The sequence below is a fragment of the Pontibacter amylolyticus genome, assembly GCF_014638845.1.
Classification (GTDB): Bacteria; Bacteroidota; Bacteroidia; order Cytophagales; family Hymenobacteraceae; genus Pontibacter; species Pontibacter amylolyticus.
This window is the reverse complement of sequence record NZ_BMFP01000001.1, coordinates 836,403-858,842: the sequence shown is the minus strand read 5'-3', so window position 1 is coordinate 858,842 and position 22,440 is coordinate 836,403. Positions and strand designations below refer to the sequence as shown.

General features: G+C 53.5%; 23 protein-coding genes. 13 read left to right on the top strand and 10 right to left on the bottom strand.

The features are described 5' to 3' along the window. Positions 1-21: 21 nt before the first annotated feature. The 4 genes from IEV97_RS03755 to IEV97_RS03740 all read left to right on the top strand — a co-directional run bounded on the left by IEV97_RS03755 (position 22) and on the right by IEV97_RS03740 (position 3,650). On the top strand, positions 22-957 hold the full coding sequence (locus tag IEV97_RS03755) for a M28 family peptidase (RefSeq protein WP_188500148.1): 936 nt from the start codon (positions 22-24) through the stop codon (positions 955-957). Between the two features lie 203 nt (positions 958-1,160). Further along, the gene (locus IEV97_RS03750; RefSeq protein WP_229733776.1) at positions 1,161-1,934 is read left to right on the top strand and encodes a putative outer membrane beta-barrel protein; all 774 of its coding nucleotides are present in this window, start codon (positions 1,161-1,163) and stop codon (positions 1,932-1,934) included. Positions 1,935-2,055: 121 nt separating this feature from the next. Then, complete coding sequence (locus tag IEV97_RS03745; protein WP_188500147.1) at positions 2,056-3,075, top strand: SDR family NAD(P)-dependent oxidoreductase; 1,020 nt, start codon at positions 2,056-2,058, stop codon at positions 3,073-3,075. A gap of 56 nt (positions 3,076-3,131) precedes the next feature. Beyond that, positions 3,132-3,650, top strand: a complete 519-nt coding sequence (locus IEV97_RS03740; protein ID WP_188500146.1) for an NUDIX domain-containing protein — start codon at positions 3,132-3,134, stop codon at positions 3,648-3,650. Positions 3,651-3,718: 68 nt separating this feature from the next. Here IEV97_RS03740 and msrA read toward each other — a convergent pair whose 3' ends face one another. From msrA to IEV97_RS03725, 3 genes are all read right to left on the bottom strand, one after another. Then, positions 3,719-4,261 (bottom strand): peptide-methionine (S)-S-oxide reductase MsrA, encoded by a 543-nt coding sequence (gene msrA / locus IEV97_RS03735; protein WP_188500145.1) that lies wholly within the window; start codon positions 4,259-4,261, stop codon positions 3,719-3,721. A gap of 98 nt (positions 4,262-4,359) precedes the next feature. Further along, positions 4,360-5,010, bottom strand: a complete 651-nt coding sequence (locus IEV97_RS03730; protein ID WP_229733775.1) for a DUF6565 domain-containing protein — start codon at positions 5,008-5,010, stop codon at positions 4,360-4,362. A 133-nt stretch (positions 5,011-5,143) separates the two neighbouring features. Continuing rightward, positions 5,144-7,000, bottom strand: a complete 1,857-nt coding sequence (locus IEV97_RS03725; RefSeq protein ID WP_188500143.1) for a glycoside hydrolase family 3 protein — start codon at positions 6,998-7,000, stop codon at positions 5,144-5,146. A 265-nt stretch (positions 7,001-7,265) separates the two neighbouring features. On the opposite strand from IEV97_RS03725, the gene IEV97_RS03720 reads away from it, so the two are divergent. The 4 genes from IEV97_RS03720 (at position 7,266) to IEV97_RS03705 (ending at position 10,356) form a co-directional block, all read left to right on the top strand. After that, a complete protein-coding gene (locus IEV97_RS03720) occupies positions 7,266-8,051 on the top strand; it encodes a rhomboid family intramembrane serine protease (RefSeq protein WP_188500142.1) in 786 nt (261 codons plus the stop codon). Between the two features lie 43 nt (positions 8,052-8,094). Continuing rightward, the gene (locus tag IEV97_RS03715) at positions 8,095-8,817 is read left to right on the top strand and encodes a TVP38/TMEM64 family protein (protein WP_188500141.1); all 723 of its coding nucleotides are present in this window, start codon (positions 8,095-8,097) and stop codon (positions 8,815-8,817) included. A 398-nt stretch (positions 8,818-9,215) separates the two neighbouring features. After that, positions 9,216-9,728, top strand: coding sequence for an RlpA-like double-psi beta-barrel domain-containing protein (locus IEV97_RS03710; RefSeq protein WP_188500140.1), 513 nt, complete (start codon positions 9,216-9,218; stop codon positions 9,726-9,728). A gap of 64 nt (positions 9,729-9,792) precedes the next feature. Beyond that, a complete protein-coding gene (locus IEV97_RS03705; protein WP_188500139.1) occupies positions 9,793-10,356 on the top strand; it encodes an HD domain-containing protein in 564 nt (187 codons plus the stop codon). 60 nt (positions 10,357-10,416) lie between these two features. Here the strand turns inward: IEV97_RS03705 and IEV97_RS03700 are convergent, their stop codons facing one another. Continuing rightward, positions 10,417-10,608: a hypothetical protein gene (locus tag IEV97_RS03700; RefSeq protein WP_188500138.1), complete on the bottom strand. Its 192-nt coding sequence runs from the start codon at positions 10,606-10,608 to the stop codon at positions 10,417-10,419. 197 nt (positions 10,609-10,805) lie between these two features. Here IEV97_RS03700 and IEV97_RS03695 point away from each other — a divergent pair, with 197 nt between their 5' ends. Further along, complete coding sequence (locus IEV97_RS03695; protein ID WP_188500137.1) at positions 10,806-11,807, top strand: sterol desaturase family protein; 1,002 nt, start codon at positions 10,806-10,808, stop codon at positions 11,805-11,807. A gap of 56 nt (positions 11,808-11,863) precedes the next feature. On the opposite strand, the gene IEV97_RS03690 is transcribed toward IEV97_RS03695, so the two are convergent. Then, the gene (locus IEV97_RS03690; protein WP_229733774.1) at positions 11,864-12,298 is read right to left on the bottom strand and encodes a DUF4890 domain-containing protein; all 435 of its coding nucleotides are present in this window, start codon (positions 12,296-12,298) and stop codon (positions 11,864-11,866) included. A 130-nt stretch (positions 12,299-12,428) separates the two neighbouring features. Beyond that, the gene (locus IEV97_RS03685; protein ID WP_188500135.1) at positions 12,429-13,478 is read right to left on the bottom strand and encodes a nucleoid-associated protein; all 1,050 of its coding nucleotides are present in this window, start codon (positions 13,476-13,478) and stop codon (positions 12,429-12,431) included. A 285-nt stretch (positions 13,479-13,763) separates the two neighbouring features. Here IEV97_RS03685 and IEV97_RS03680 point away from each other — a divergent pair, with 285 nt between their 5' ends. Further along, positions 13,764-14,444: a porin family protein gene (locus IEV97_RS03680; RefSeq protein ID WP_188500134.1), complete on the top strand. Its 681-nt coding sequence runs from the start codon at positions 13,764-13,766 to the stop codon at positions 14,442-14,444. Between the two features lie 77 nt (positions 14,445-14,521). Here IEV97_RS03680 and IEV97_RS03675 read toward each other — a convergent pair whose 3' ends face one another. After that, positions 14,522-15,238: a response regulator transcription factor gene (locus IEV97_RS03675; protein ID WP_188500133.1), complete on the bottom strand. Its 717-nt coding sequence runs from the start codon at positions 15,236-15,238 to the stop codon at positions 14,522-14,524. Between the two features lie 74 nt (positions 15,239-15,312). After that, a complete protein-coding gene (locus IEV97_RS03670) occupies positions 15,313-17,499 on the bottom strand; it encodes an ATP-binding protein (protein ID WP_188500132.1) in 2,187 nt (728 codons plus the stop codon). Positions 17,500-17,640: 141 nt separating this feature from the next. Here IEV97_RS03670 and IEV97_RS03665 point away from each other — a divergent pair, with 141 nt between their 5' ends. After that, positions 17,641-18,735 carry a T9SS type A sorting domain-containing protein gene (locus IEV97_RS03665; RefSeq protein WP_188500131.1) on the top strand — a complete coding sequence of 365 codons (1,095 nt, stop codon included), beginning with the start codon at positions 17,641-17,643 and terminating at the stop codon, positions 18,733-18,735. Positions 18,736-18,866: 131 nt separating this feature from the next. After that, positions 18,867-19,862 (top strand): alpha/beta fold hydrolase, encoded by a 996-nt coding sequence (locus IEV97_RS03660; RefSeq protein ID WP_188500130.1) that lies wholly within the window; start codon positions 18,867-18,869, stop codon positions 19,860-19,862. An 84-nt stretch (positions 19,863-19,946) separates the two neighbouring features. Here the strand turns inward: IEV97_RS03660 and IEV97_RS03655 are convergent, their stop codons facing one another. Beyond that, complete coding sequence (locus IEV97_RS03655; RefSeq protein WP_188500129.1) at positions 19,947-20,174, bottom strand: hypothetical protein; 228 nt, start codon at positions 20,172-20,174, stop codon at positions 19,947-19,949. 203 nt (positions 20,175-20,377) lie between these two features. Between IEV97_RS03655 and IEV97_RS03650 the strand changes: the two genes are divergently transcribed. After that, the gene (locus IEV97_RS03650; protein WP_188500128.1) at positions 20,378-20,749 is read left to right on the top strand and encodes a hypothetical protein; all 372 of its coding nucleotides are present in this window, start codon (positions 20,378-20,380) and stop codon (positions 20,747-20,749) included. A gap of 80 nt (positions 20,750-20,829) precedes the next feature. Here IEV97_RS03650 and IEV97_RS03645 read toward each other — a convergent pair whose 3' ends face one another. Further along, a complete protein-coding gene (locus IEV97_RS03645) occupies positions 20,830-22,245 on the bottom strand; it encodes a DEAD/DEAH box helicase (protein ID WP_188500127.1) in 1,416 nt (471 codons plus the stop codon). Positions 22,246-22,440 lie beyond the last annotated feature (195 nt).

Here is a 22,440-nt window from a genome sequence, read left to right as displayed (position 1 = left end):
AATTCGCTCAAAATGTAACCTATGAAACGCCACCTCTCCTTTGTTTTCTTACTTATCTGTGCACTGCAGCTCTCTGCACTCGCCCAGAAAACGGTACTCGATCCGCAGGCGCTGCTGCGCGACGTGCAGGTGCTGTCCGCCGACTCGATGGCAGGCAGGCTGAGCGGCACAGAGGGTAACAGGATGGCGCAGGAGTACATCGAAAAGCGTTTCAGCGAGATCGGGCTGCAGCCCTATAACAACAGCTACCGCCATACCTTCCGCCTGGAGAGCAGGGGCGTTGTAGTGGAGGAAGCCGTGAACCTGATCGGCTTTATACCGGGCAAAACCGATAAAGCCATCGTCCTGACGGCGCACTACGACCACGTGGGCGAGCGCAAGGGCGAGATCTACAACGGAGCCGACGACAATGCCTCCGGCGTGGGCGCGTTGTTGGCCGCTGCCGCCTATTTCAAGAAAAACAAGCCCTACTATACCTTGATTTTTGCTGCGCTCGACGGCGAAGAGCTGGGTCTGCAGGGCGCTAATGCCTTTCTGGAGAATCCGCCGATTGCCCTGGACCTGATCCAACTGAACGTGAACATGGACATGCTCAGCCTCAACGAAAAGGGCGAGCTTTACGCCAGCGGGGCTTACCACTATCCGGCCCTGTTGCCGCTGCTGCAACAGGTGAAGCCAAGGCCGCAGGCCAGGTTGCTAACAGGCCACGACCGGCCAGAGCAGGGCAAAAATGACTGGACCCGGCAGTCAGATCATTACCAGTTCCACAAGCGCCAGATTCCGTTCATCTACTTCGGTGTGGAGGACCATCCGCACTATCACAAACCGACGGATATTTACGAAAATATCAACCCCACTTTTTATCCGGATGCAGCCGCACTCGTCATTGATTTTGTTCAGCTGCTGAACAAGAAACGCCCATCACTCCGTGCAACTGATTCAGTAACTGAATCTTAATAACAAAGGCTAACAACTGCCAAACCAGGCTTGCAGTAAAGGAAGGAATAGCACTGATTATATTATCATGGCTATATTATAATGTATTCATAAATTTTAATGATCCTTTCTTTTGGCCTTGCGTAGATAAGGGGAAGCAGGCCCACCACAGCCAATACCTGGTCTGCGGCCACACAAACCTTAAAGAGAAACCTGTCTGAAGCATGAACAGGAGCAGCTACTTCCTTCTATCACTATTTTTGATCGCCCTTACCGTTTGCACGACCGCCCAGGCGCAGGATAATGTCATTCGCCGCATGGGGGTGAGTAAGATTCCCGAGCGTGGTCTGGTTATACAGGCCGGCGCAGGTCTGGCCGCCGTGAAAAGCGATATCTGCGGCAGCTTTGATTGCAATGACATCGGCCCTGCTTTCAGCATAGGCGCCCTGTTCAAGTACAATTCCTTCTGGTCCCTCAGCGGTGAGGTGGAGTACATCAAGCTGGGCGCGTCCGAGAAAACCTTTCAGGATAACATCACCTTTGAGTCGAGGGTGATCGAGGTGTCCGGGATGCTGGTGTACAACCTGCTGGACAGCTACGCCGGGTCCAACAACTATCGCTCGTTGCGCAAGCGCTTTGCCGTTCCTTTTATAAAGGGCGGGGCAGGCTTTGTGTATTACACGCCCAGCTCTTACCCCACCAACCGAACGCCTAACTCTGACATCACCTACGATCGCCTGCGGTCCTATCCAGCCATCGCCGGCGTCATTCCTTTTGGCGGCGGTATACGCTTCCGTTTTTCCGATCAGTTCAGCGTGGCGCCTGAGGTTGTCTATCACATCACTACCACAGACTACCTCGACAACGTTACCCGCGTGGAGAACACCAAAGACCACTACGGTGTGGTATTGGTGAAGCTGCTCTATACCCCAATGCCAAAAAATGAGGTGTTTACCAGCAAGCGACAAGGTATAAAGCCATTCAAGAAGAAAAAGTAAGCCGCGCCATACCTGCCCGTTTCCGGTTCACGAACCTACATCACCTGCCTTCCCGTAGACAAAAAGCCGGATCAGCTGACAGTATGCTGCGTCCGGCTATACCTGTTATACCTATACTTCTATGAAAACTGAACAGAAAAGAAACCTGTGGTGGCTGGCAGCTGGGGCAGGCGCCTTGCTGGCAGCCCATGCCATCAACCGCAAACTCAATGCCTACAGCTTCCGAAACAAGACCGTGCTGATAACGGGCGGTGCCCGCGGACTGGGCTTCGTGATGGCGCGGCAACTGGCCCAGGAGGGTGCCCGGCTGGTGCTGTGCTCCCGCGACGAAAGGCAACTGGAGGACGCCCGCATGGAGCTGGCAGGCAACGGGGCCGATGTGATGATCATTCCCTGCGACGTTACCCAGCAGACGCAGGTTGAGCAGATGATCGAACGGGTGCAGCAGGAATTTGGTCAGATCGACGTGCTCATCAACAACGCAGGCATCATCACGGCGGGGCCGCTGGAGGAGATGACCGTGAAGGATTTTGAGGAGGCGATGCAGACACATTTCTGGGGACCGCTTTATACCACCCTGGCCGTGCTGCCTTCCATGAAAGCCCGCGGCGGCGGACGTATCCTGAACATTGCATCGATTGGCGGAAAACTTGGCGTACCACACCTGGTGCCTTACAGTGCCAGCAAGTTCGCTCTGGTAGGGCTATCCGAAGGCTTGCGTGCCGAGTTAAAGCAGTATAATATTATTGTTACCTGCGCCTCGCCGGGGCTGATGCAGACCGGCAGTCCGCGGCACGCCAACGTCAAGGGACAGCACGAAGAAGAGTACACGCTGTTTAAGATCATGGACTCGAGTCCGCTCACCTCCATCAGTGCGGAGGATTCGGCCAAATCGATTCTGGAAGCCTGCCGCAACGGAGATGCCGAAGTGGTGACGTCTATACCTGCCAAGATCGGCGCTTTCATTCACGGGCTCTCACCGGAAACCACAACCGATGTATTTGCATTGCTCAACCGCCTGCTGCCCGGACCAACCGGAGAGCAACGGGCCAAGAAAGGATACGAGAGTGAAACGCCGCTTTCCATGTCCGGCCTGACGGAGCGCACCCAGAAAGCGGCCTTCCGCAACAACGAATTGTAATACCTAACCTATACCTGATGGCAGGCTATACCCTGGCTTTGCCTATATTCGCCCTTATGGAAATCAAAAAGAGAGAAACAGCCTACGACGGTTACTTCAAGATCTATAAACTGACCGTTGCCCAAAATGGCCATACCTTTACGCGGGAGCAATTTGACCGGGGCACGGCTGTAGCTGCCATGGTTTACGACACAGAAATGCAGCGCTACATCCTGACCCGGCAGTTTCGGGTAGGCTCTGAGTCGGAGTTGGTGGAAGTAGTGGCCGGCATGGTGGACGAAGGCGAAAATCCCGAAACCAGCATCGCCCGCGAAATAGAGGAAGAGATCGGCTACAGCGTGGACAGCCTGCAGCACCTGCATACCTTTTACTCCTCGCCGGGCGGCACGACCGAAAAAGTGCTGTTGTACTACGCTGAGGTGTCGCACCAGCATGCCGAAGGTGGTGGCAAGGACGACGAGCACGAGCACATTGAACTGGTAAGCTATACCCGGGAAGAACTGCTGAAAGAAAGCTTTGCCGATGCCAAGACCATCATCGCCCAGCAGTGGGTGCAGCTGCAGGGCCAGGTATAAGTTATACTGACATAGAAAAAGCCTCAGTCACCGTTTCCGGTAGCTGAGGCCTTCTGCTTTTTACAGGCTTACTTTACCGCTCCGGGCTTCAGTTTGTCTGCAAACACTTTTCTGAACTTCTCCACTTTGGGGCGGATCACAAAGCTGCAGTAAGGCTCATGGCCGTGCGTGTTGAAGTAATTCTTATGATAGTCTTCGGCCGGGTAGAATTCCTGCAGAGGCTCGATCGTGGTCACGATGGGGGCATCGAAGGCACCAGACGCATCGAGCTCTTTCAGGTATTTCTCGGCTTTATCACGCTGCTCGTCGTTGTGATAGAGCACGATGGAGCGGTACTGTGGCCCAATGTCGTTGCCCTGCCTGTTCAGTGTGGTCGGGTCATGGGTTTTCCAAAAGACCTCCAAGAGTTCATCGTAACTGATAGTATCTGGGTCGTAGGTGATCTGCAGCACTTCGGCATGTCCGGTGGTGCCGGAGGTAACCTGCTTATAGGTTGGGTTTTCCATGTGCCCGCCTGCGTAGCCCGACTCCACTTTCTGTACGCCGGCCAGATCCTGAAACACGGCCTCCGTACACCAGAAGCATCCTCCTCCAAATGTCGCTTTTTCCATTTTTTTCGCTTTAATGTAGGTATAGGCAAGCAGCCAAAAGCCGTTGGCTATACCTGTGCAAAGGTATAGGGACTAAACCAGAAAGCCTTTAAATAGTTTTAATTACGCATGTTGCGCATCGTGCTTTGGGCGTCGGCGGCACCTTCCAGGGTTAGGTATTCGGCCTGTAAGGCCCTGATCTTGAGCTTGTCGCTGTTGGAGATCTGGTTCTCTACCTGGCCACGGCGCTGGTTCAGCTGCCCGTACACATTGTCCACGTAGTCCCAATCGTGTTGCGTCCAGTTGCGGCGCTTGGCCCGGATCACGCCCATAAAGGTGAGGTAGGCCTCGCGCATGTCCTGCGGCGCTATGTTCTCAATATCCTTGAATTCGCGGAGCAGCTGCTCTTCCCACTGGTCCAGCTCTGCGCGGTCGAGGGGCGTGTTCAGTCGCCTTTCCTGTCGGTTCTCCCATCGTTCGTAGCGCTCCTTCAGGCGGGCATACTCTGCTTTGGATTCGGCGGAAAGGCTGTCCAGGTTCTGCTCAATTTCAGCGGATCGTACCCGGAAGTCTTCTTTGATCCCCGGCATCTCACGCTGTATGGCCGTGTCGCCACGCTCCACTTTCTCGTTCATCCAGCCACGCAGTGACTCCAGCCGCTCGCCTACGGTGCGGCCCGTGCGCTCTACGCGGGCGGTGTCGGCGGGTACGTCGACGGTTATCTCTTCTGTTTCCTGGGCTGTGCGGTTGCCTTCGCAGCTCCAGAGCATCAGGGCTGTGAGTAAGCCAACTATGTATATTGTTCTAGTATTAAGCATTTATTTTTCAAAGTTTTAGGGTTGGTGTTTTCAGGCAGTGCCTCTACTTGCCATCATACGCAAAGCAATCTTACAAGATACTTATTTAGGGTCTTACAGCCAGTAGTGGTTTGTCTTTGCTGATGCCATGGCCGTACTGGTAGTGCCCGTTTACAGAAACGGGCAGCTTGCCGCGGGCAGGAATCTTGCCGAACAGGAGTTTGGCCGCCGCCACCTGCGCGTGCATGTGGGCCTGGTAGGCCATTATGAGCACGCGGCTCTTGTGGATGTCCGGAAACTGATTCAAGGTATAGGGGTTGTCAAACAGCGTCATGATGGACCTGTCCGATCGTGCCAGTTCCGTTACCAACCCGACTGCCTCTTTGGAGTAGCCCAATCGGTTGCTTGGCGTGACAGTCGGCCCGTAAAGTCCTACCACCACCAGGTCGTAGCCTCTGAGCTTCTGTTTCATTTGCTTTACCTCTTTGGCATTGGCTTTCCGGGATAGCACGAAATTGGCTTCGATGCGGGCGTACTTGTTCACTTCGCGCTGGAAAATGCTGGGGCGCACCACACCAAAAGAGAGGGTGGCAATGCGCTTGCGCTTTTTCGGGCGGATGGGCAGAAAGTTCTTTTTGTTGTTGAGCAGGGTCATGGCGGCTTCGGCCAGCGCATGGTTGGTGCTGTCGGCTATACCTGGGTTCAGGTCTTCGTACAGGTTCTCCAGCTCAATGGGCTTATACCTGTCCAGCCCCACCCAGGCTTTGGCGGCCAGCATCTTTTTACAGCGGTGGTCAATCTCTTCCTGCGTGATGTACCCCAGGGCAATGGCCTGCTTGATGGCCTGGATGGCCTTTGGTACACTGTTGAGGCGCTCCAGTACATCGTTGCCTGCAATCAGGGCGCGTGCCTCCGCCTCACCGGGAGGGAAGTACTTGGTAACGCCCTTCATGACCATGGCATCGGTAAAGACCAGTCCCTTGAACTCCAGCTTTTTCTTGAGCAGGTTGGTCACAATGGGTTTGGAGAGGGTAGAGGGCAGGTTCATGGTCGTGTCGAGCTCAGGCATGTGCATGTGCGCCACCATGATGCCCCCGATGCCGTGCTTGATCAGTTCGCGGAAGGGGTACAGCTCCAGCGAGTCGAGCCGGGCGCGGTCATGCGGAATGATGGGGAGGTCGTAGTGGGAGTCCACATCCGTGTCGCCGTGACCGGGAAAATGCTTGGCTACCGCAATGATGCCGTTCTCCTGCATGCCGCGCATATAGGCCAGGCTTTTGGCCGTCACGTCCAGTTTGTCTTCCCCAAAGGCGCGGTAGCTGATAATGGGGTTCTGCGGGTTGTTGTTGATGTCGGCCACCGGGGCGAAGTTAACGTGCATGCCCAGCCGCTTGAACTCCTCAGCCACTTCGGCTCCCATTCGGTAAATCAGGCCGTTGTCCTCTATGGCGCCCATCATCATCTGGAAAGGATACTGCACGGTGCTGTCCAGTCGCATGCCCACCCCGGTTTCAGCGTCCATCGAGATCAGCAGCGGCACTTTGGAGGCCGCCTGTAGCCGGTTATTCAGGACGGCCTGCCGCACGGGTCCTCCCTGAAAGTAGATGATGCCGCCCACCTTATACCTTTTGACCAGGTTCATCACGTCGGCTTCGTACTTCGGTCCTTTGTTCGAAAACGCCTCAATGATGATCAGCTGCGCGATACGCTCTTCCGGGCTCAGCGTCCGGAAGACAGAGTCCACCCAAGGCGAAGGGTTTTCGATTGCCTCAATCAGGGAGCCAGGCCGTGTGTAGGCGACTTCTTCCGGGAAAAACTCACGCTGCCCCTCCTCATCACGGGCGTAGGCCGCCCCGCTCGTGTCGGTGCTCTCGCAAGAGCTCGACAGCAACAGGCAGCACAGGAGACCAAGGTATAGGGCTGGCAGGCGGATGGCAATCGGGTGAAGAGTTTTGGCTTGCATGCTACGCGTGATGAAATCACCTTTATTGTTTATCAATATTGGATTTGGTTTGTGGCTATAGGCCTTATACGCTTCAGGGCGTGGCCGAAATGGAACTGATACGGTATAAAACGTTAAAAGTACGGATAACGCATACGATTTTTGGCTGACAGCCCGTATCTTGCTGCAGTGCAGGTAAGATGAGTGCATGCCTGGGCGGCACTCCCGTACGTATAGCCTGACCACACCACAAGGAGAAATTCACACCTTCTCCAGACCCTTACCTATGATGCAAGCAACACCTATACTGGGTCCCCAGGACCTGAAAGCCGAACATGAGCGCTTCGCTTACAGTTTTCTGCCGGGTACGCTGTTTGTAGGGCTCATCTGGCTGGTGGCGCTGCTCTCATACCTTAATGAAGTGAACCTAGCCTGGCTCGGCATCCATCCGCGCGACTTTCTGGGCCTGGTTGGCGTTTTCCTGGGCCCGCTCATCCATTCAGGGCTCATCCACCTGCTATCCAATTCCTTCCCGTTGGTGCTGCTCTCGGGTTTTATTCTGTTTCTGCACCGCCCGGTTGCGCTGCGGGTTTTTGTGCTGGTCTATTTGCTGAGTGGCTTGTGCACCTGGTTTATCGGCCGGGAAGCCTATCATGTGGGGGCAAGCGGCGTGGTGTATGGCCTGGCCGGCTATCTGCTGTTCAACGGGATCATGCGTCGTGACAGGGCTGGTCTGGCGATCTCTCTGGCCATTTTGTTTCTGTACAGCGGCTTGTTCTATGGCTTGTTCCCTTCTGAGGAGCGCATTTCATGGGAGGGCCACCTGGGCGGACTGCTGGCGGGCCTTGTTGCGGCCGTTCTATACGGTGAGCATGTCGACAAAAGGCATCCAGCTATATCTGCAGAGCCGCCGCTAAGCCAGCGGGAGCTGTCGGTGCAGCAAAGCCATCAGAGCAGCACGCTCACCGGGCCGCCGTATACCTGGCGCTATACCCTGGCCGACGACAAGCCAACAAAAAAATATGAGCAGAAAGCCCGGCTTAACGTCAAAACAGGTATGCTGGAAACCTAACCTGAGCAGTGCAAACTGCGTCTAATCAGAGAAACAAAAACTTATGTCGCAAAACACTGCCGCAGCCCAGGAAGATATAAAACAGAGCAAATGGCCTTTGGTCATAACGGCAGGAATCATCTCGCTGCTGATCCTCTCTTATTTCATCTTCCCTGGTTTTCAGGCCAATATCAAAGAAGGCTGGGACGTGCTGACAAGCGGGGACAAGGGGCGCATTTCGAATTGGGTGGAGCAGTTTGGCTTTTGGGGACCCTTCTTTATCATACTGGCCATGGTCGCGCAGATGTTCCTGGTGGTGGTGAATGTAGTGGCCCTGATGCTAGTGGCCATCATCGCTTACGGGGCCTTTTGGGGTTCACTGATCGCCATAGCTGCTGTACTGGTGGCTTCTACGGTTGGTTATTTTATTGGCAGGGGGTTGGGTGAAGCTGGCGTCAGCAAGCTCATTGGGCGCAAAGCCGAAGAGAAGGTCCACGGCTTCGTAGCAGACTATGGGATATGGGCTGTGATCGTCGCCCGTATCTCTCCTTTTTTGTCTAACGATGCGGTCAGCTTTGTGGCCGGCATCACGAAGATGGGGTATTTCAAATTTATTGGTGCCACGATAGCAGGTATTGCACCCCTCACCATATTGCTGGCCTGGCTCGGCGAAGATAATGACCGCCTCATGAACGGGTTGATCTGGGTAGGAGGGGTGAGTTTGGTACTCTTTATCGCTTATGTGGTCTATGACAGATACCAAAAGAAACGGAAGCACCAGAACTAGGCAATTCCCGTTAAAATGGAGCCCGTAAACCAGCTTTGTAAATTACAATTTATTGGAAATTAGACAGCTAAAAACCCGTAGTTTATAGGTAGCTACAATGCAATATTTTCAATTTATACTATGAATTTTTAGTGATAATTCTAATTTTAAAGCTCAACCAATTTCACCGCTTAGAACTTTGATTTTCGAATCTGTTGCCTCTATATAGGGCTCTTTAGGATTAAAAGTACCATACTTAAACTGTCCTAAACTTATCCGTGCCATAAAACTTAATTTCTAAACCCGCCGTTTAAGCGGTTTATTATTATAGAAATGATGTTTCACGAAATGGACTGAATATGTTTAGGGTCAAAATACTCGCAGTAGTGATTTCCATTTTTGTAACTTTTTCTGATGAAATGGCCATCCTGGAATCTGAAGATTCAAACCCTCCGAGTGAGGTAAAGGAGCAAGAACTGATATCACCCCGACTTATAGAAAAAGTACAAGAATACCCCAATTATCCCGAGTACCCGGAAACTTTTACCGTAACGGCCACCGTCTACTACCCCGAAAAAGGCCAGACCGACGGAAACCCCCTCATCACCGCCGACGGCTCCCGCATCAACCCCAAAAATCCAAAAAAACACCGCTGGATTGCCCTCTCACGCGACATGCTGACACGCTGGGGCGGCGATATTCATTATGGCGATACCGTTTGGGTGCGCGGTGTTTCAGACGAACTGGACGGGCAGTATATTGTCCGGGATACCATGAACCGTCGCTTCCGCAACCGCATCGATATTCTGGTAGGCCGCAAAGACAACATTTACGGCAGGTGGGAAAATGTCAAAATTGCCAAAGCCGAATTTCCTGATGACAGCGAGCTGGACTTTAAGCCAAGCTACTACGGCTTTGCGATGAAGGATTAAGCTTGTCTGATGTGCAGGTATAGACTGAATTTACTACATTCGGTTCGTAAAACCCGCACGACCTATGACAAGACAAGAAGCCCGCACCATACTGGAGCAAATGACTACCAGCGAGAGCCTGCTGCGCCATGCCCGCACCGTAGAACTGGTAATGGAGGCCTACGCCAACAAACTGGGGGAGAACGCCGATGAGTGGGCCATAGCCGGCCTGCTGCACGACGCCGACTATCAGGCCTATCCGGACAAGCACCCGAACGTGATCGTAGACCTGCTGCGCGGGAAAGGGGAGGAGCGCATCGCCCACGCTATCTCGGCACATTATACCCACTGGGGCGTGCCCTACGACACCACCCTCGACAAAGCCCTGATTGCCTGCGACGAAATAACCGGCTTTATCGTAGCCTGCGCGCAGGTGCGGCCGCAGCGGCTGGAAGGGCTGGAGGCCAAGTCGGTGATGAAAAAGCTGAAGACCAGCGGGTTTGCCGCCTCCGTGGACCGGGAAGAAGTGCGCAAGGGTGCCGAGCTTTTCGGTGTGGACCTCAAAGAGCACATCAACTTCATCATCAGCGTGCTGCAAAAGCATCAGGCTGAGCTGCAGCTCGAGCCTACGGAGCAAAACGAAGCCTGAAATTACTGGAGATATGCTCTAAGCCGTGCCGATGCAATTGCTGCGCCGGCACGGCTTTTTTTACGCCAGGTAGTACTGTAGTGCCTCCATGCCTTTGGCATTGTCTTCTGCCTCTACCACCTCGTCGATCACAAACTGAATCTCCTGTTCGCTCCAGTTCTCCTTCTCTGCGGCTTTCACAAACAGGTCGAGGGCGGCATAGCGGTCGACACCGGCAGGTAGGTTCATTCTTACTTTCTTACGGATGTTCATGTAGCTTAACCTTTTGACAAGATTACGCAGGGTTTTCCATAAAATCAATGCTGGAGGTGGTCTTTAGGTACATGTTGAGAGTAGAATAGCTAACCAACAAAGATCAGTAAATAGGATCATGCTAATAATTTTTTGGTTAACCCTTTGTGAAAGCCGCCGTTACTAAAGGCTATACCTCTGCCCTAACCTGATAGCTTATGGAGAAGGAAATCTTTACAATGGAGCAGATCGCTGAGCTGGATAACCTGACCATCATGCACCTGGCGGCCCCTATTATTGTGGCTTCCGTCCTGCTGGAGTGGTATGTGGGCGTCAGGAAGAAGCGGCACTATTATGAAAAGAGGGACTTTATGGCTGCCCTTTGGATCGGTGCGGGTAGCGCCGTCGTGGGTGCCAGTATAAAGATCGTGCTTTTCACGGCCTCGATCATGCTATACAACGCCGTGCCCTGGGCTATACCCAGGTCGTGGTGGGGCTTTCTGGTCGGCTTTGTGGCAGTTGACTTTTTCAGGTACTGGGCACACCGCATTTCGCACGAGCAGCGCCTGTGGTGGGCGACGCATGTGACGCACCACTCGTCTGAGAAGATGAATTTTGCGATTTCCCTGCGCACCAGCTGGACATCCCCTCTCAAGTTCCTGTTTTTTCTGCCAGTGCCTTTTCTGGGTTTCGATCCCTTCACATTCTTTGTGTGCCATCAGCTGGCGGTGCTTTATCAGTTTTGGGTGCACACCGAGCTGATCCGAAAGTTGCCCGCGCCGGTCGAGTACTTTTTCGTGACCCCCTCGCATCATCGCGTTCACCACGGCTCCAACCCCAAGTACATCGACAAGAACTACGGCTCCACCTTCATTATCTGGGACAGGATGTTCGGCACTTTTCAGAAAGAAGAAGAGAAACCAACCTACGGTCTCACGACGCCGGTCGGCTCCTACAATCCCTTCTACCTGGTATTTCACGAGTGGGTGGATATCTGGAAAGACCTGCGGCATGCCCGGTCATTCAGGGAAGGGTGGGATGTCCTGTTCAAACCACCGGGAGCCGTCGTAACGGCTTACCAGCGGGAGCAGGAAGCACTGGCTATACAAGATGCAGCGTCGCTCGAAGCGGCGCCCGCCCTGCAGGTGGCCTCCGCTATACCTGACGACTTGGAGCTGGAAGAGCAAGTAAGCTTGTCCGCAGACCGACAGGTGGGTTAAAATAAAAAAGCATGGCAGCTGCCATGCTTTTCGGACTATGTATTTTCCTGTAATGCCTAGTAGTTGTTGTTGTACTGTTGCCCCTGACCCTGGCTGGGGTTGCTTCTGGCCTCACGCGGTACACCCATCTTCTCTTCGCGGCGCGACTGGTACTGGGCAAACTGCTGCTCCGTCAGGATGTCTTTGATCTGCGAAAGTCTAGTCTGGCTGATCATGTCCATCTGCTGGGCCAGTTTGGGCGGGTTGTCGCGGTGCTTTTTGCGGGCTTCTTCTGCAAACTTCATGCTGCTGCGGTTGACGTCTTTCAGCTCAGCAGCTTGCTTCGGGCTAAGGCGCAGGTTTTTTACCATGCCGGCCGTTATCTCGTCAGCACGCTGTTCCAGTGTTGTCGGGGCGCTTTGCGTAGTGGCGGCCTTTTGGGCGGGCGCCTGCGCAAACACAGCGGTTGCGGCAAAGGCAAAGAGTAAAGTGGCAAGAACTGGTTTTTTCATATCTCTTTTAAAGCTGATCATAAGTGCTTTCTTCTCTATCAAATACTGTTCCGGTATTTCAAGTACACGCTTCTTTGCAACAAGGCCCGTTCAGGTATAGTTTCTATACCTGCGTGCCGGGCAGATAACGCTATGACTCCGAGTGGAAGTATACCTTGTAGAAATGCATGCCGCGCTCCTGATCGAAGCCGCGCTCCACGTACTGCTCACTCTGCTCCGGGTTATACCCGCTGAACTTGATCTCGATCTGGGTATCGAGCTTGATGAAATTGCGAAACTTGCGCTTCATGTTCTTCACCGTGTTCTTGTTGATGGCAAAATCGGTGAAGCCTTCGATGTCGCGCTCCTCGGCGAAAGCCTGTGTATAGTTCTTGAAGCGCTCTGCTGTCTCGGGCTCATCGATCACGCTGCTCGTGAACTCCTCCAGGTCAAAGGTCTCGCTCTTGGAGAAATAGTCCACGGAGCGACTGATGAAGTCCACCTGGGCTTTTTTGCTGTCGGTCTGGGCAAACACCTCCTCCGAAAAATCCTTGCAGAGGTTGAGCGCCGTTTTGGTGTTGAAGTTGGTGTCCTTGAGCTCGGTCACGTGCAGGAAATCCTCTTTCCAGAACACGGCGTCGGTACTGTTGGCATCCACGAGCTTCACCCGGAAACCGTCTTCGGCCTCGGTGTTGAATATCAGGCAGCCTTTGTCCACGCTCTTGATGTTCACCCCGAAATGGTAGTTCATGCTCAGGTCACCGTCCTCTTCCTGAAAGGTCAGGAAGGTGTCCTTGTTCTCGGACTTGAAGATGCCGATCGCGTCCACAATGTCGTCTTCCATCACGCAGCCTGAAAGATGCACCACGTACAGCTCGCCGCTTTTCACTTTGGGGTGGTCCGATTGTTCGTAGAGGTGATTAAGCACGTGCACCGAGTATTCCAGAAATTTCTGCGGCTCCGTGAACATCAGGGCCGAGTAGGCGAACATCTCGTTCAGGGCCAGGTCGGAGGTATGGTGGAAGCGGAAAAACTCCTCCTGCTTAAAGGGAGCCAGAAAATAATTGGTCAGCAGATCCGAGAGTTGTTCATCCCGCAAATCGACCAGTTCTTTCGAAACGATCACGCCTTCTTCCTTCGCCTTGTTGCCTACCCGGTGCACGGCCAGCCTGTTGAGCCGTACCTGTCTTTTGTCATTCATCTTCCTATACCTTATACCTGGCTCCGCTGTGGGCCGGGGGGCTGCAAAGGTAAGGTGCAACCGGGCCTATAGCCAAATGTATAGCATGATTTAGCTTGACCCGTTTTAGGCTGTTTTTTGCTTGTGAAATTAATTTTAAATCTTAATCAGTTGATTTTTAATTATTTATACCTGTAAGTGAACTTTTTTCAACTTGCCTGATCACAATTTGGCACGGTTCTTTCATTCCACCCATCAAGCAGCGCAGCTTAGGGCTTTAGTTTTCAAAATTTAAGGATAGGTGAGATGAAAAAGGTATTTCTACTACTGGCCGTCGTTCTGGGAATGGCGGTAACTCAGGCAAATGCGCAGCAAAAAAGTCCCGTGCGCATCGGTATTAAAGCGGGTGTGAACATGGCCGAATGGCAGGGGCAAACCATCAACAGTGCCCAGGATCTGATGGATATGACCAACGGCTCCCTGAAACGCCAGATGCGTGAGGGATTCCATGTGGGTGGGGTGGTGTCTATACCTGTTGCACCGGGTTTCGAGATCGAGCCGGGCCTCCTGTACTCTCAGAAAGGGATGCGACTGGTAGGTAAGATCCCGATGGAGCAGTTTGATTTCCTGAACGCCGGCGTCACCGTGACCAACAAGGCGGAATACATTGATCTGCCGATTCTGGCGAAGATATTCATTGGGGATGGCTTTCACATTTTTGCAGGTCCCCAGTTCTCATACCTGCTCTCAAACAAGGTGCAGGTGCAGGCCGGCGCGTTGGGCTTCAACGCCCTGAACCAGGAGTGGGACGTGAACAACGGCTTCCGTGAGCTGGACGTGGCGGCAACCGGAGGTATAGGCTACCGCTTTGCCAGTGGGCTTAACCTAAGCGCCGGCTACGACTACGGCCTGACCACTGTGGATGCCAACCGCAACTTCGACACCTTCAACCGGGTGATCAAAGCCTCTGTCGGATTCACTTTCTAAGAAAAGAGTTTAAACTGTTTGTATAGTGTTTTGGTGAAACACACAGGCCGCTACTTCTGGTAGCGGCCTGTTTCATTTCAGAGCATCACTCCGTTGTGAGCACATAGTCTGTAACCCTGCCCGTGTATGTTGATGATCTCCACGGCGGGATCGTGGCGGAGGTATTTGCGGAGCTTGGCGATGTAGACATCCATGCTACGGCCGGTAAAGTAGCTGTCTTCGTGCCAGATGCGCAGCAGGGCTTCATCACGCGGCATCACGTCGTTCAGGTGCTGGCAGAGCAGGCGCAGCAGTTCCGTCTCTTTAGGCGAAAGCTTCTGGATGTCGCCATTGTAGTGCAACAGGCGCAGTTTGTACTGGAAACGATAATGGCCGATGTTGTACTCCGTCGCTTCCGGCTTCTCCGTTGCTGCGCTACCACCCTTGCGGTGCATGATCGCCTTTATTTTATAAAGCAGCACCTCTGAGTCAAAAGGCTTGGTGATGTAGTCGTCGGCCCCGATCTTGAATCCCTCGAGCATGTCTTCGCGCATGGTTTTGGCCGTCAGGAAAATCAGGGGCATGTCTGGCTGCAGCTTTTTGATTTCACGGGCCAGTGTGAAGCCGTCCTTTTCTGGCATCATGACATCAAGTATGCAGAGATCGAAGCTTCCTTTTCGAAAGGCCGTGATAGCCTGGCAGCCGTCGGGACAGAGCGTCACCTCGTAGTCATGCAGCTCCAGGTAGTCTTTCAGCACGATACCGAAATTGGGGTCGTCCTCGGCAAGCAGTATGTTCAGTCCTTTGTCGCTCATGTAGTGGCGGATTAGGTATAGACGTTTAGTAAAAGATGCCGGGCCGGGCGCTTTGGTTGCATGGCACGGTGCTTTCAGGCACTGGCCGGAATAAAAACTTCGAAACGACTTCCTTTGCCCGGCTCGCTTTGCAGTTTTATGGTGCCGTTATGGGCTTTTACGATGGCTTTGACGTAGCTAAGGCCCAGCCCAAAGCCTTTCACATTGTGCAGGTTGCCTGTGGGCACCCGGTAAAACTTGTCAAAAACCCGCAGTTGCGTGTCCCGTGTCATGCCTATGCCTTTGTCCTCCACGGCCAGCAGGATGCCACCGGCCGTGTCGTAGGTCAGGATGCGGATAGCCGGGTGATCCGGGGAGTATTTGTTCGCATTGTCCAGCAGGTTGCAGATCACATTGTAGAAGTGCACTTCGTCCAGTTCAATGTCAGGAGCAGTGGCGTTCAGGTCGCATGTGATAGTGCCTTGTCGCTCCGCTACCTGCAGGTATACGCTCTCGACGGCTTTGAGCACCAGGGCGTGCAGGTCCGTCCGTGCCAGGTTCATCTCGTAATCCTCTTTTTCGAGTCGGGCGATCTGCAGCACGTTCTCCACCTGGGCGTTCATGCGCTTGTTTTCCTGCCGGATGATGCCGGTGTAGTACTGCACTTTCTCAGGTTGGGCGTATACCTTGGGGTTGGAGATAGCGTCGGTGGCAAGTGAGATGGTGGCGATCGGCGTCTTGAACTCGTGCGTCATGTTGTTGATGAAGTCGTTCTTCATGTCGGAGAGCTTCTTCTGCCGGAAAATAATATGGATCGTCGTGCCAAAGGTGGCCACCATGATCAGGGTGAAGAGCGCCGAGAAGGCCAGCATCATCCAAAGCGACCTGATGGCATAGGCCTGGCTATCCGGGAAGTACACGGCCAGGTAATCGGACTTGTCAAAGATGTCGTTAGGGAACAGGCTGGCTTTGTAGGTGGCAAAGTTGCGTGTGCTGTTGGTTGGCAGGTGGGCCGCTGTTATAGTGTCCTGCTGATCGGAAAGCACCCAGTAACCGAAGTCCAGGCAAATACCCTTGTCCTGCAGCTCGCTCTGCAGCAAAGGCTTTATTTCCTCCAGATTCAGTCGCTGCTCTAGTGGCTTATCGTTGGCTACATACTCCACCACCATCTTTTCCACCACTTCGTTCAGACGCTCTTTGCGGGCCTCCACGCGAACTGGGTCAGGCTGCGTGGGTGCCACTGTGGGTTTGGCTGCTGCAAGCTGTGCTTTAGAGGCTTGTTCGGGTATAGAAGTAGTACCGGCAACCTTAGTAGAGGGAGACTGACCCACGGTCTCCGTTGCGCGGACATAGAAACGGGCAGCTGGCTTTGGCTCTTCCGTGCGCTTCTCCCGTGGCCTGTCTATACTCCTGAAAATGACCCGGCCACCTGAGTGATTTTGTAGTTCGTGGACGTTCTCCTGCTGTCTCTTGCCGTTTTTAAAGATAAAGATGCTATCCATCTGCACGTTTATAGCGGAGATCGCGGCAGGGTCGATCATGTGGTTCAGGTAGCCGTAACGGCGCAGGCTATCCAGGTGCAGGGCAATGTGCCGGAGCGTATCCACCGAAACGCGGAAGTTGCGGCCGTTCAATTGTTGGGTATGGGTGATGGCATTTTCTGCCACCTTTCGGAGCCGTTCACGGTCCAGTTTGCTCATACGGATAGCATGGGCTTCCACAGTATCGGTGTGTGCTTTCAATAGCCTGAGCATGGCAGCATGTTCAGCCGGGAAATTGTATACCCGCATGGTGGGAGAAAGCAACCGTTGCATCAACGAATCGGCAGGGAAGAGCTGCCCTGGCGCCATGCCCTGGCTTTCCGTCGTATAGCTACCCTGCCAGGCTATGCTGGTGCCAGCGCCTACACCCGATTTAGAAGGTTTCTTTTTTTTGGCTATACCTGTGTTGGCTGGTGTAGTCATAGCAGGAGGTTCTGGTCTTGGTTCCGACTTCACACTCACGGCCTGTGCAACGGGCTGCGGTGCCGGCTGCGCTTGCATCGGTTCTTCCACCTCAACAGGCGCTGCTTGAAGGGTGGCCATCCCACTAGCCACCGCCGAAACGGCTTCCTGCGTCTCCAGTTTTTCGACCACACGGGCCAGCGCCTCGTGCACGCTGCGGTCGAACTGCTCCTGCTTCACCTGTATGGCATCCGATATCCAATACAGCTGAAGTCCGACCATACCGAGTAACGATATGCTCATCAGCACGATAACCCCTATGATTGTCAGCTTGCTCACATAACAAATTTACGTATTTCGCCGGGCTTGTCCATTACTTTAACTTTTCCTTAACAGACTTTAACCTGGCTTTAACGCTTCGGCCTTCAGTGGTAGCGTACATTTGTAGAAACGATTCCCTAACCTCTATACCTTATCACTATGAACCTCTTCCTCAACCTTCAGACCCTGCTCAGACTGGCCCTGGCCTTGCTGATGGGACTTCTTCCCCTGTACGGCGCCCTGGCGCAGGAATCAGGCAAGCAGAAGCACAAAGCGCACATCAAAATGATTCGCACCGTGGATGGCAAGACGGTGGTGGTTGATACCACGTTTTCAGCCGAAACCGAAGAGGCCATCGCCAAAGCCCTAAAAGCCGCTAAGCTGGACACCGGCCAGTTGCGTCTGCTGGATGAGAGAATAAGAGCCTTTACCCTGGATAAGGAAGGCGAAGCAATGCTTAAGGCAAGGGTACACAGCCTGAAGGCCGACAGCGCCATGCGGCGTGCCATGAAAGAAATGCGTGTGCTAAGCCTGCAGTCCGACAGCCTGGGCAAACAAATGATGAAGCGTTTCAAGGTCATACAGGGCGACTTGCTGCTGATGGGTGATGGACCCCGGGTATTTGTGCGCACACTCGTTGACTCTTCCATCGTCCATATCGGCGATCTTGGAGAGGCCATCACCATCAATCCAAAAGAAATAGAGCGCATCGTCGTAAGAGCTATGCCTAGCCCCGAACGCATCGACTCACTGATGCGACTGCACGAGCAGATGAACATAAAAGTAATCGTAAAAGACGGCCAAAAGAAGGTATACCGCATACACGAAGACGGCAGGGAAGAAGAAGTGCCGCACACCGATTTTAGTTTCGACGGAGGGAAAAGGGGCCGTGCAGTATTCATTATGCGCAAGGCCAAAGTGGAGGACGTGACAAAAGCCGATAAAGAACAGCTGAAAGCCACCGGCGCTCCCGTGGAGATGAAGTCGCGCGAAGAGCTGAAAGTAGAGGAGATCACTTTCTCGCCAAACCCCAATAACGGACGCTTCAACCTGAAGTTCTCGCTCAAAAACAAGGGCACCACCGTCGTGCGGGTAATGGATGACAAAGGGCAGGAGGTGTTTGTGGACACCGTGGAGAAACTGACCGGCGTATATGAGCGGGAGATCGACCTGACGCCTTTCGGTCGGGGGTTATACTTCCTGCAGGTAGCGCAGGGCGACCGCTACCATACCAAGAAGGTCTTGGTACAATAATTCAGCGGATTAACGTTTAAAAGAAATATGGTTCAGTAAAGAAAAGCCCGGTGCCTGCAGTGCCGGGCTTTCTGCATTATAACTCTTGGCGCCTGCTGTAAGTAAAAAGAGCTATACCTATACCTGACACAATGAAAATATTCCTGTACCCTGCACTGCTTCTTTTGCTATTTCATGTTTCTGCCGTGGCGCAGTCGCAGCGGATTTACAATGCCACCTTGAGCGACTATGCCTACCGCTACCCGGTAAACTACCTGGAGGTGGAACAGGAGGGGCAGAAGTATAAGATGGCCTACATGGATGTATCCCCACCCGCCAGTTTCAAAGATCCACAGACGGTGCTGCTGCTGCATGGGAAGAACTTTCTGGGTGCTTACTGGCAGCAGACCATGCACTTCCTGGCAGGGCAGGGCTATCGGGTTGTGGTGCCCGATCAGCTGGGCTTCGGCAAGTCAGACAAGGCGGAAGTGCATTACAGCTTCCATCAACTGGCGCAGCACACGCGAAAGCTGCTGGATCACCTCAAGATAAACCAGGCCGTGGTAGTAGGGCACTCCATGGGCGGCATGCTGGCCACACGCTTTGCACTCATGTACCCGGAAACCACCGTAAAGCTGGTGCTCGAAAATCCGATCGGGCTGGAGGACTACCGCCGCATGGTGCCCTACAAGAGCCTGGAGGAGCTGTACCAGGAAGAGCTGAAACGCACAGAGGCGGGCATTCGGGATTACCACAAGACGTACTATACCTCCTGGAAGCCGGCCTATGACGAGTGGGTGCGTATACCTGCCGCGCAGTTGCGCAGCCCGGATTACCCGCAGGTGGCGCTCGTTTCGGCGCATACCTATGCCATGATCTACGAGCAGCCGGTGGTGTATGAGTTCAGTGACTTGAAGATGCCTGTGCTGGTAGTCATCGGGCTGGAGGACCGCACGGTCGTGGGCAAGGCCTACATCAAAAGTGAGGAGGAACGCAAAAAATACGGACAGTATCCGCTGTTGGGGCAGCAGACAGCAGGTGCTATACCTGATGCAAAATTGCTGGAGTTAACCGGAGTAGGGCATATCCCGCATATCGAAGCGCCGGACCAGTTTCACAAAGCCCTGCTGGAGTTCCTGAAACAATAGGCTATATCTGATGCAGACTGATCACAAGTGCCGGGGCGGCACCTGCACTTTCCTGAGACAGTAGGCTATACCTACTGTCTGAGTCTAATGATGGTGGTGATGATCGTGGTCTTCGGGTTTGCTGTTGAAATTGGCGATGGTGCCTGCCCCAAAGAAAACAAACCAGCAGAGGTAGAGCGCATTAAAGTTCTCCACGGTCTTCCCGATGAACAGCAGGATCACGTTGGCCAGAATAGTCATCACCAAACCCGTCATGGCCACAAACTGGTAGGAGTTCATCTCCCGCGGGTCGTATATTTTTGATAGTTTCATAAGCTTTTTCACTGCCGGTTCTCTCTGTAACGCAATCGGGGGGGCATACGTGCCATCGGCTGGTTTTATTTCGCGCAAAGATAATTGAAAGAATCGGGAGAAATATAAAAGTGTTGGGTTGTGAAATTATGTTAAGTAGTGAAGGCTATACCTAACTGAACCTCTGGTGAAGCGTATACACAGCTAAACAAATGAATTGAATTATGGCAACCAGAGACGAAGATATACAGAACACGCCCAACAGGCCGAAGAATATAAACGAAGAGCACCGCAAGGGCCAGACCATGGGCAACAAACCCGACCCAAGCGCTAAGCGCAATGTAGGCCAGGGGGGAGCACTGGAGCGCGGCGACCAGAAAGACAGCCTCGAAAACCTGCATATTCAGGGAAACGAAACGACCGGCTACGGTGCCAACAACCCCAAGAGCACAGAGGAATTCGCACAAGGACCCGGCTTTGAGTACGAGGGCAGCGATACTGCCATGGACGACGATGTTAACGGCATTCGCAGCCGTCAGCAACCTTTTGGCGGAGACGACACCGAGCCGAACGAAAGCGACCAAAGCCGGATATAAGGTATAGTCTATACCAGACGGAAAGCAAAAAGCCCTGCCACTTAACGAAGTGGCAGGGCTTTTTTAGGTATAGCTACATGCTAAGATCCGCGCTTCACGGATGGCCTGCTTTGGCCGGTTCCCTTTTTATCGCGCCAGTTTCTGTTGTTCCCGCCCGTCGAGCGGCTGGAAGTGCCGGCGCTTGCTGCAGCACGGTTACCGCCTTCGCCTCCGCCTGAGCGGCTATTGCCGCCGCGGTTTCCGGATGGTCTGTTGCCGCCTGCCGCTGCACGGCCGCCGTTGTTGGAGGCACCGCCGTTGCGGGGCTCTCTTCCGGCCGGGCCTTTTGGCTTTTTGGCATTCTCCAGGTTCACTGACAGGTGCTCTGGCAAAGCGAACGGATGGTTGGCATCCACCTTAATCTGCTTGTTGATCAGCTTCTGGATATCGTGCAGGTAATAGCGTTCTTCCTCATCGCAAAACGACAGGGCTATACCTGCGTTGCCGGCACGGCCCGTACGACCGATGCGGTGCACATACGTTTCAGGCTCATTTGGCAGCTCATAGTTAATCACATGCGACAGCTCTTCCACATCGATGCCGCGGGCGGCAATGTCGGTGGCCACCAGCACGCGGGTGCTACCATCCTTGAAATTGCTCAAGGCACGCTGACGTGCATTCTGTGACTTGTTACCGTGGATGGCTTCCGCCTGTATGTTCGCCTTGTTCAGGTCTTTTGCCACGCGGTCGGCACCATGCTTGGTTCTGGTGAACACCAATACACGGTCGATCTCAGAATCAGTGAGCAGGTGGCGCAACAGGTCACGCTTGTCGTTTTTCTCCACAAAGTAAACGGCCTGTCCCACCTTCTCGGCGGTAGACGAAGCCGGCGTTACTTCCACTTTCACCGGATTGATCAAAATGGTATCGGCCAGTGCCTGAATAACAGGCGGCATGGTGGCTGAGAAGAACAGTGACTGGCGTTGCTTGGGCAGCATCGGGATGATGCGCTTGATGTCATGGATAAAGCCCATGTCCAGCATGCGGTCCGCTTCATCCAGCACGAAAAACTCTACGTGCTTCAGGGAGATAAAACCCTGTCCGATCAGGTCCAGCAGTCGTCCCGGCGTAGCGATCAGCACGTCTACACCGCGCTTTATAGTCTGTACCTGCGCATGCTGCGACACGCCACCGAATATAACGGTATGGCGTACGCCTGTGTTTTTGCCGTAAGAGGCAAAGCTTTCGTTGATCTGTATAGCCAGCTCCCGGGTAGGAGTCAGGATAAGCGTTTTGATGGTGTTGGATGCTCTGTTCTTCTGGTTGTGCAGCATTTGGAGCACAGGTATGGCGAAAGCAGCTGTCTTGCCTGTGCCTGTCTGAGCGCAGCCAAGCACGTCTCTGCCAGCCAAAAGATGTGGAATAGCCTGTTCCTGTATTGGCGTAGGCTGCGTATAGCCCTCCGCCTGAAGCGCCTTCAGGATAGGATCTATTAAATTTAATTCGCTAAATGTCATGTATGATTGATTATTGCAAGCTGCAAAGGTAAGTCTATTATTCCGGCTTGCTCTTATTTATTTATATCTCCCGCACTGCCTTGCAGCAGGTATAGGAAAGGTTGAATAAGGGTACAACAGGAAGTGTATCGTAATAATTCAAAGCAGGCGCCGCAGGGCGCGATGCTCAGTAAAAAGGTGCGGGAGCATTTGGGA

Bases quoted from the DNA above. Each gene is read 5' to 3' on its own strand.
- IEV97_RS03750 (WP_229733776.1), top strand. From the start codon at position 1,161: ATGAACAGGAGCAGCTACTTCCTTCTATCACTATTTTTGATCGCCCTT.
- IEV97_RS03665 (WP_188500131.1), top strand. From the start codon at position 17,641: ATGAACCTCTTCCTCAACCTTCAGACCCTGCTCAGACTGGCCCTGGCC.
- IEV97_RS03715 (WP_188500141.1), top strand. From the start codon at position 8,095: ATGTCGCAAAACACTGCCGCAGCCCAGGAAGATATAAAACAGAGCAAA.
- IEV97_RS03660 (WP_188500130.1), top strand. From the start codon at position 18,867: ATGAAAATATTCCTGTACCCTGCACTGCTTCTTTTGCTATTTCATGTT.
- IEV97_RS03680 (WP_188500134.1), top strand. From the start codon at position 13,764: ATGAAAAAGGTATTTCTACTACTGGCCGTCGTTCTGGGAATGGCGGTA.
- IEV97_RS03700 (WP_188500138.1), bottom strand. From the start codon at position 10,608: ATGAACATCCGTAAGAAAGTAAGAATGAACCTACCTGCCGGTGTCGAC.
- IEV97_RS03745 (WP_188500147.1), top strand. From the start codon at position 2,056: ATGAAAACTGAACAGAAAAGAAACCTGTGGTGGCTGGCAGCTGGGGCA.
- IEV97_RS03730 (WP_229733775.1), bottom strand. From the start codon at position 5,010: ATGCTCTGGAGCTGCGAAGGCAACCGCACAGCCCAGGAAACAGAAGAG.
- IEV97_RS03690 (WP_229733774.1), bottom strand. From the start codon at position 12,298: ATGAAAAAACCAGTTCTTGCCACTTTACTCTTTGCCTTTGCCGCAACC.
- IEV97_RS03655 (WP_188500129.1), bottom strand. From the start codon at position 20,174: ATGAAACTATCAAAAATATACGACCCGCGGGAGATGAACTCCTACCAG.
- IEV97_RS03725 (WP_188500143.1), bottom strand. From the start codon at position 7,000: ATGCAAGCCAAAACTCTTCACCCGATTGCCATCCGCCTGCCAGCCCTA.
- IEV97_RS03710 (WP_188500140.1), top strand. From the start codon at position 9,216: ATGGCCATCCTGGAATCTGAAGATTCAAACCCTCCGAGTGAGGTAAAG.
- IEV97_RS03705 (WP_188500139.1), top strand. From the start codon at position 9,793: ATGACAAGACAAGAAGCCCGCACCATACTGGAGCAAATGACTACCAGC.
- IEV97_RS03740 (WP_188500146.1), top strand. From the start codon at position 3,132: ATGGAAATCAAAAAGAGAGAAACAGCCTACGACGGTTACTTCAAGATC.
- IEV97_RS03695 (WP_188500137.1), top strand. From the start codon at position 10,806: ATGGAGAAGGAAATCTTTACAATGGAGCAGATCGCTGAGCTGGATAAC.
- IEV97_RS03645 (WP_188500127.1), bottom strand. From the start codon at position 22,245: ATGACATTTAGCGAATTAAATTTAATAGATCCTATCCTGAAGGCGCTT.
- IEV97_RS03650 (WP_188500128.1), top strand. From the start codon at position 20,378: ATGGCAACCAGAGACGAAGATATACAGAACACGCCCAACAGGCCGAAG.
- IEV97_RS03755 (WP_188500148.1), top strand. From the start codon at position 22: ATGAAACGCCACCTCTCCTTTGTTTTCTTACTTATCTGTGCACTGCAG.
- IEV97_RS03720 (WP_188500142.1), top strand. From the start codon at position 7,266: ATGATGCAAGCAACACCTATACTGGGTCCCCAGGACCTGAAAGCCGAA.
- IEV97_RS03675 (WP_188500133.1), bottom strand. From the start codon at position 15,238: ATGAGCGACAAAGGACTGAACATACTGCTTGCCGAGGACGACCCCAAT.
- msrA (WP_188500145.1), bottom strand. From the start codon at position 4,261: ATGGAAAAAGCGACATTTGGAGGAGGATGCTTCTGGTGTACGGAGGCC.
- IEV97_RS03685 (WP_188500135.1), bottom strand. From the start codon at position 13,478: ATGAATGACAAAAGACAGGTACGGCTCAACAGGCTGGCCGTGCACCGG.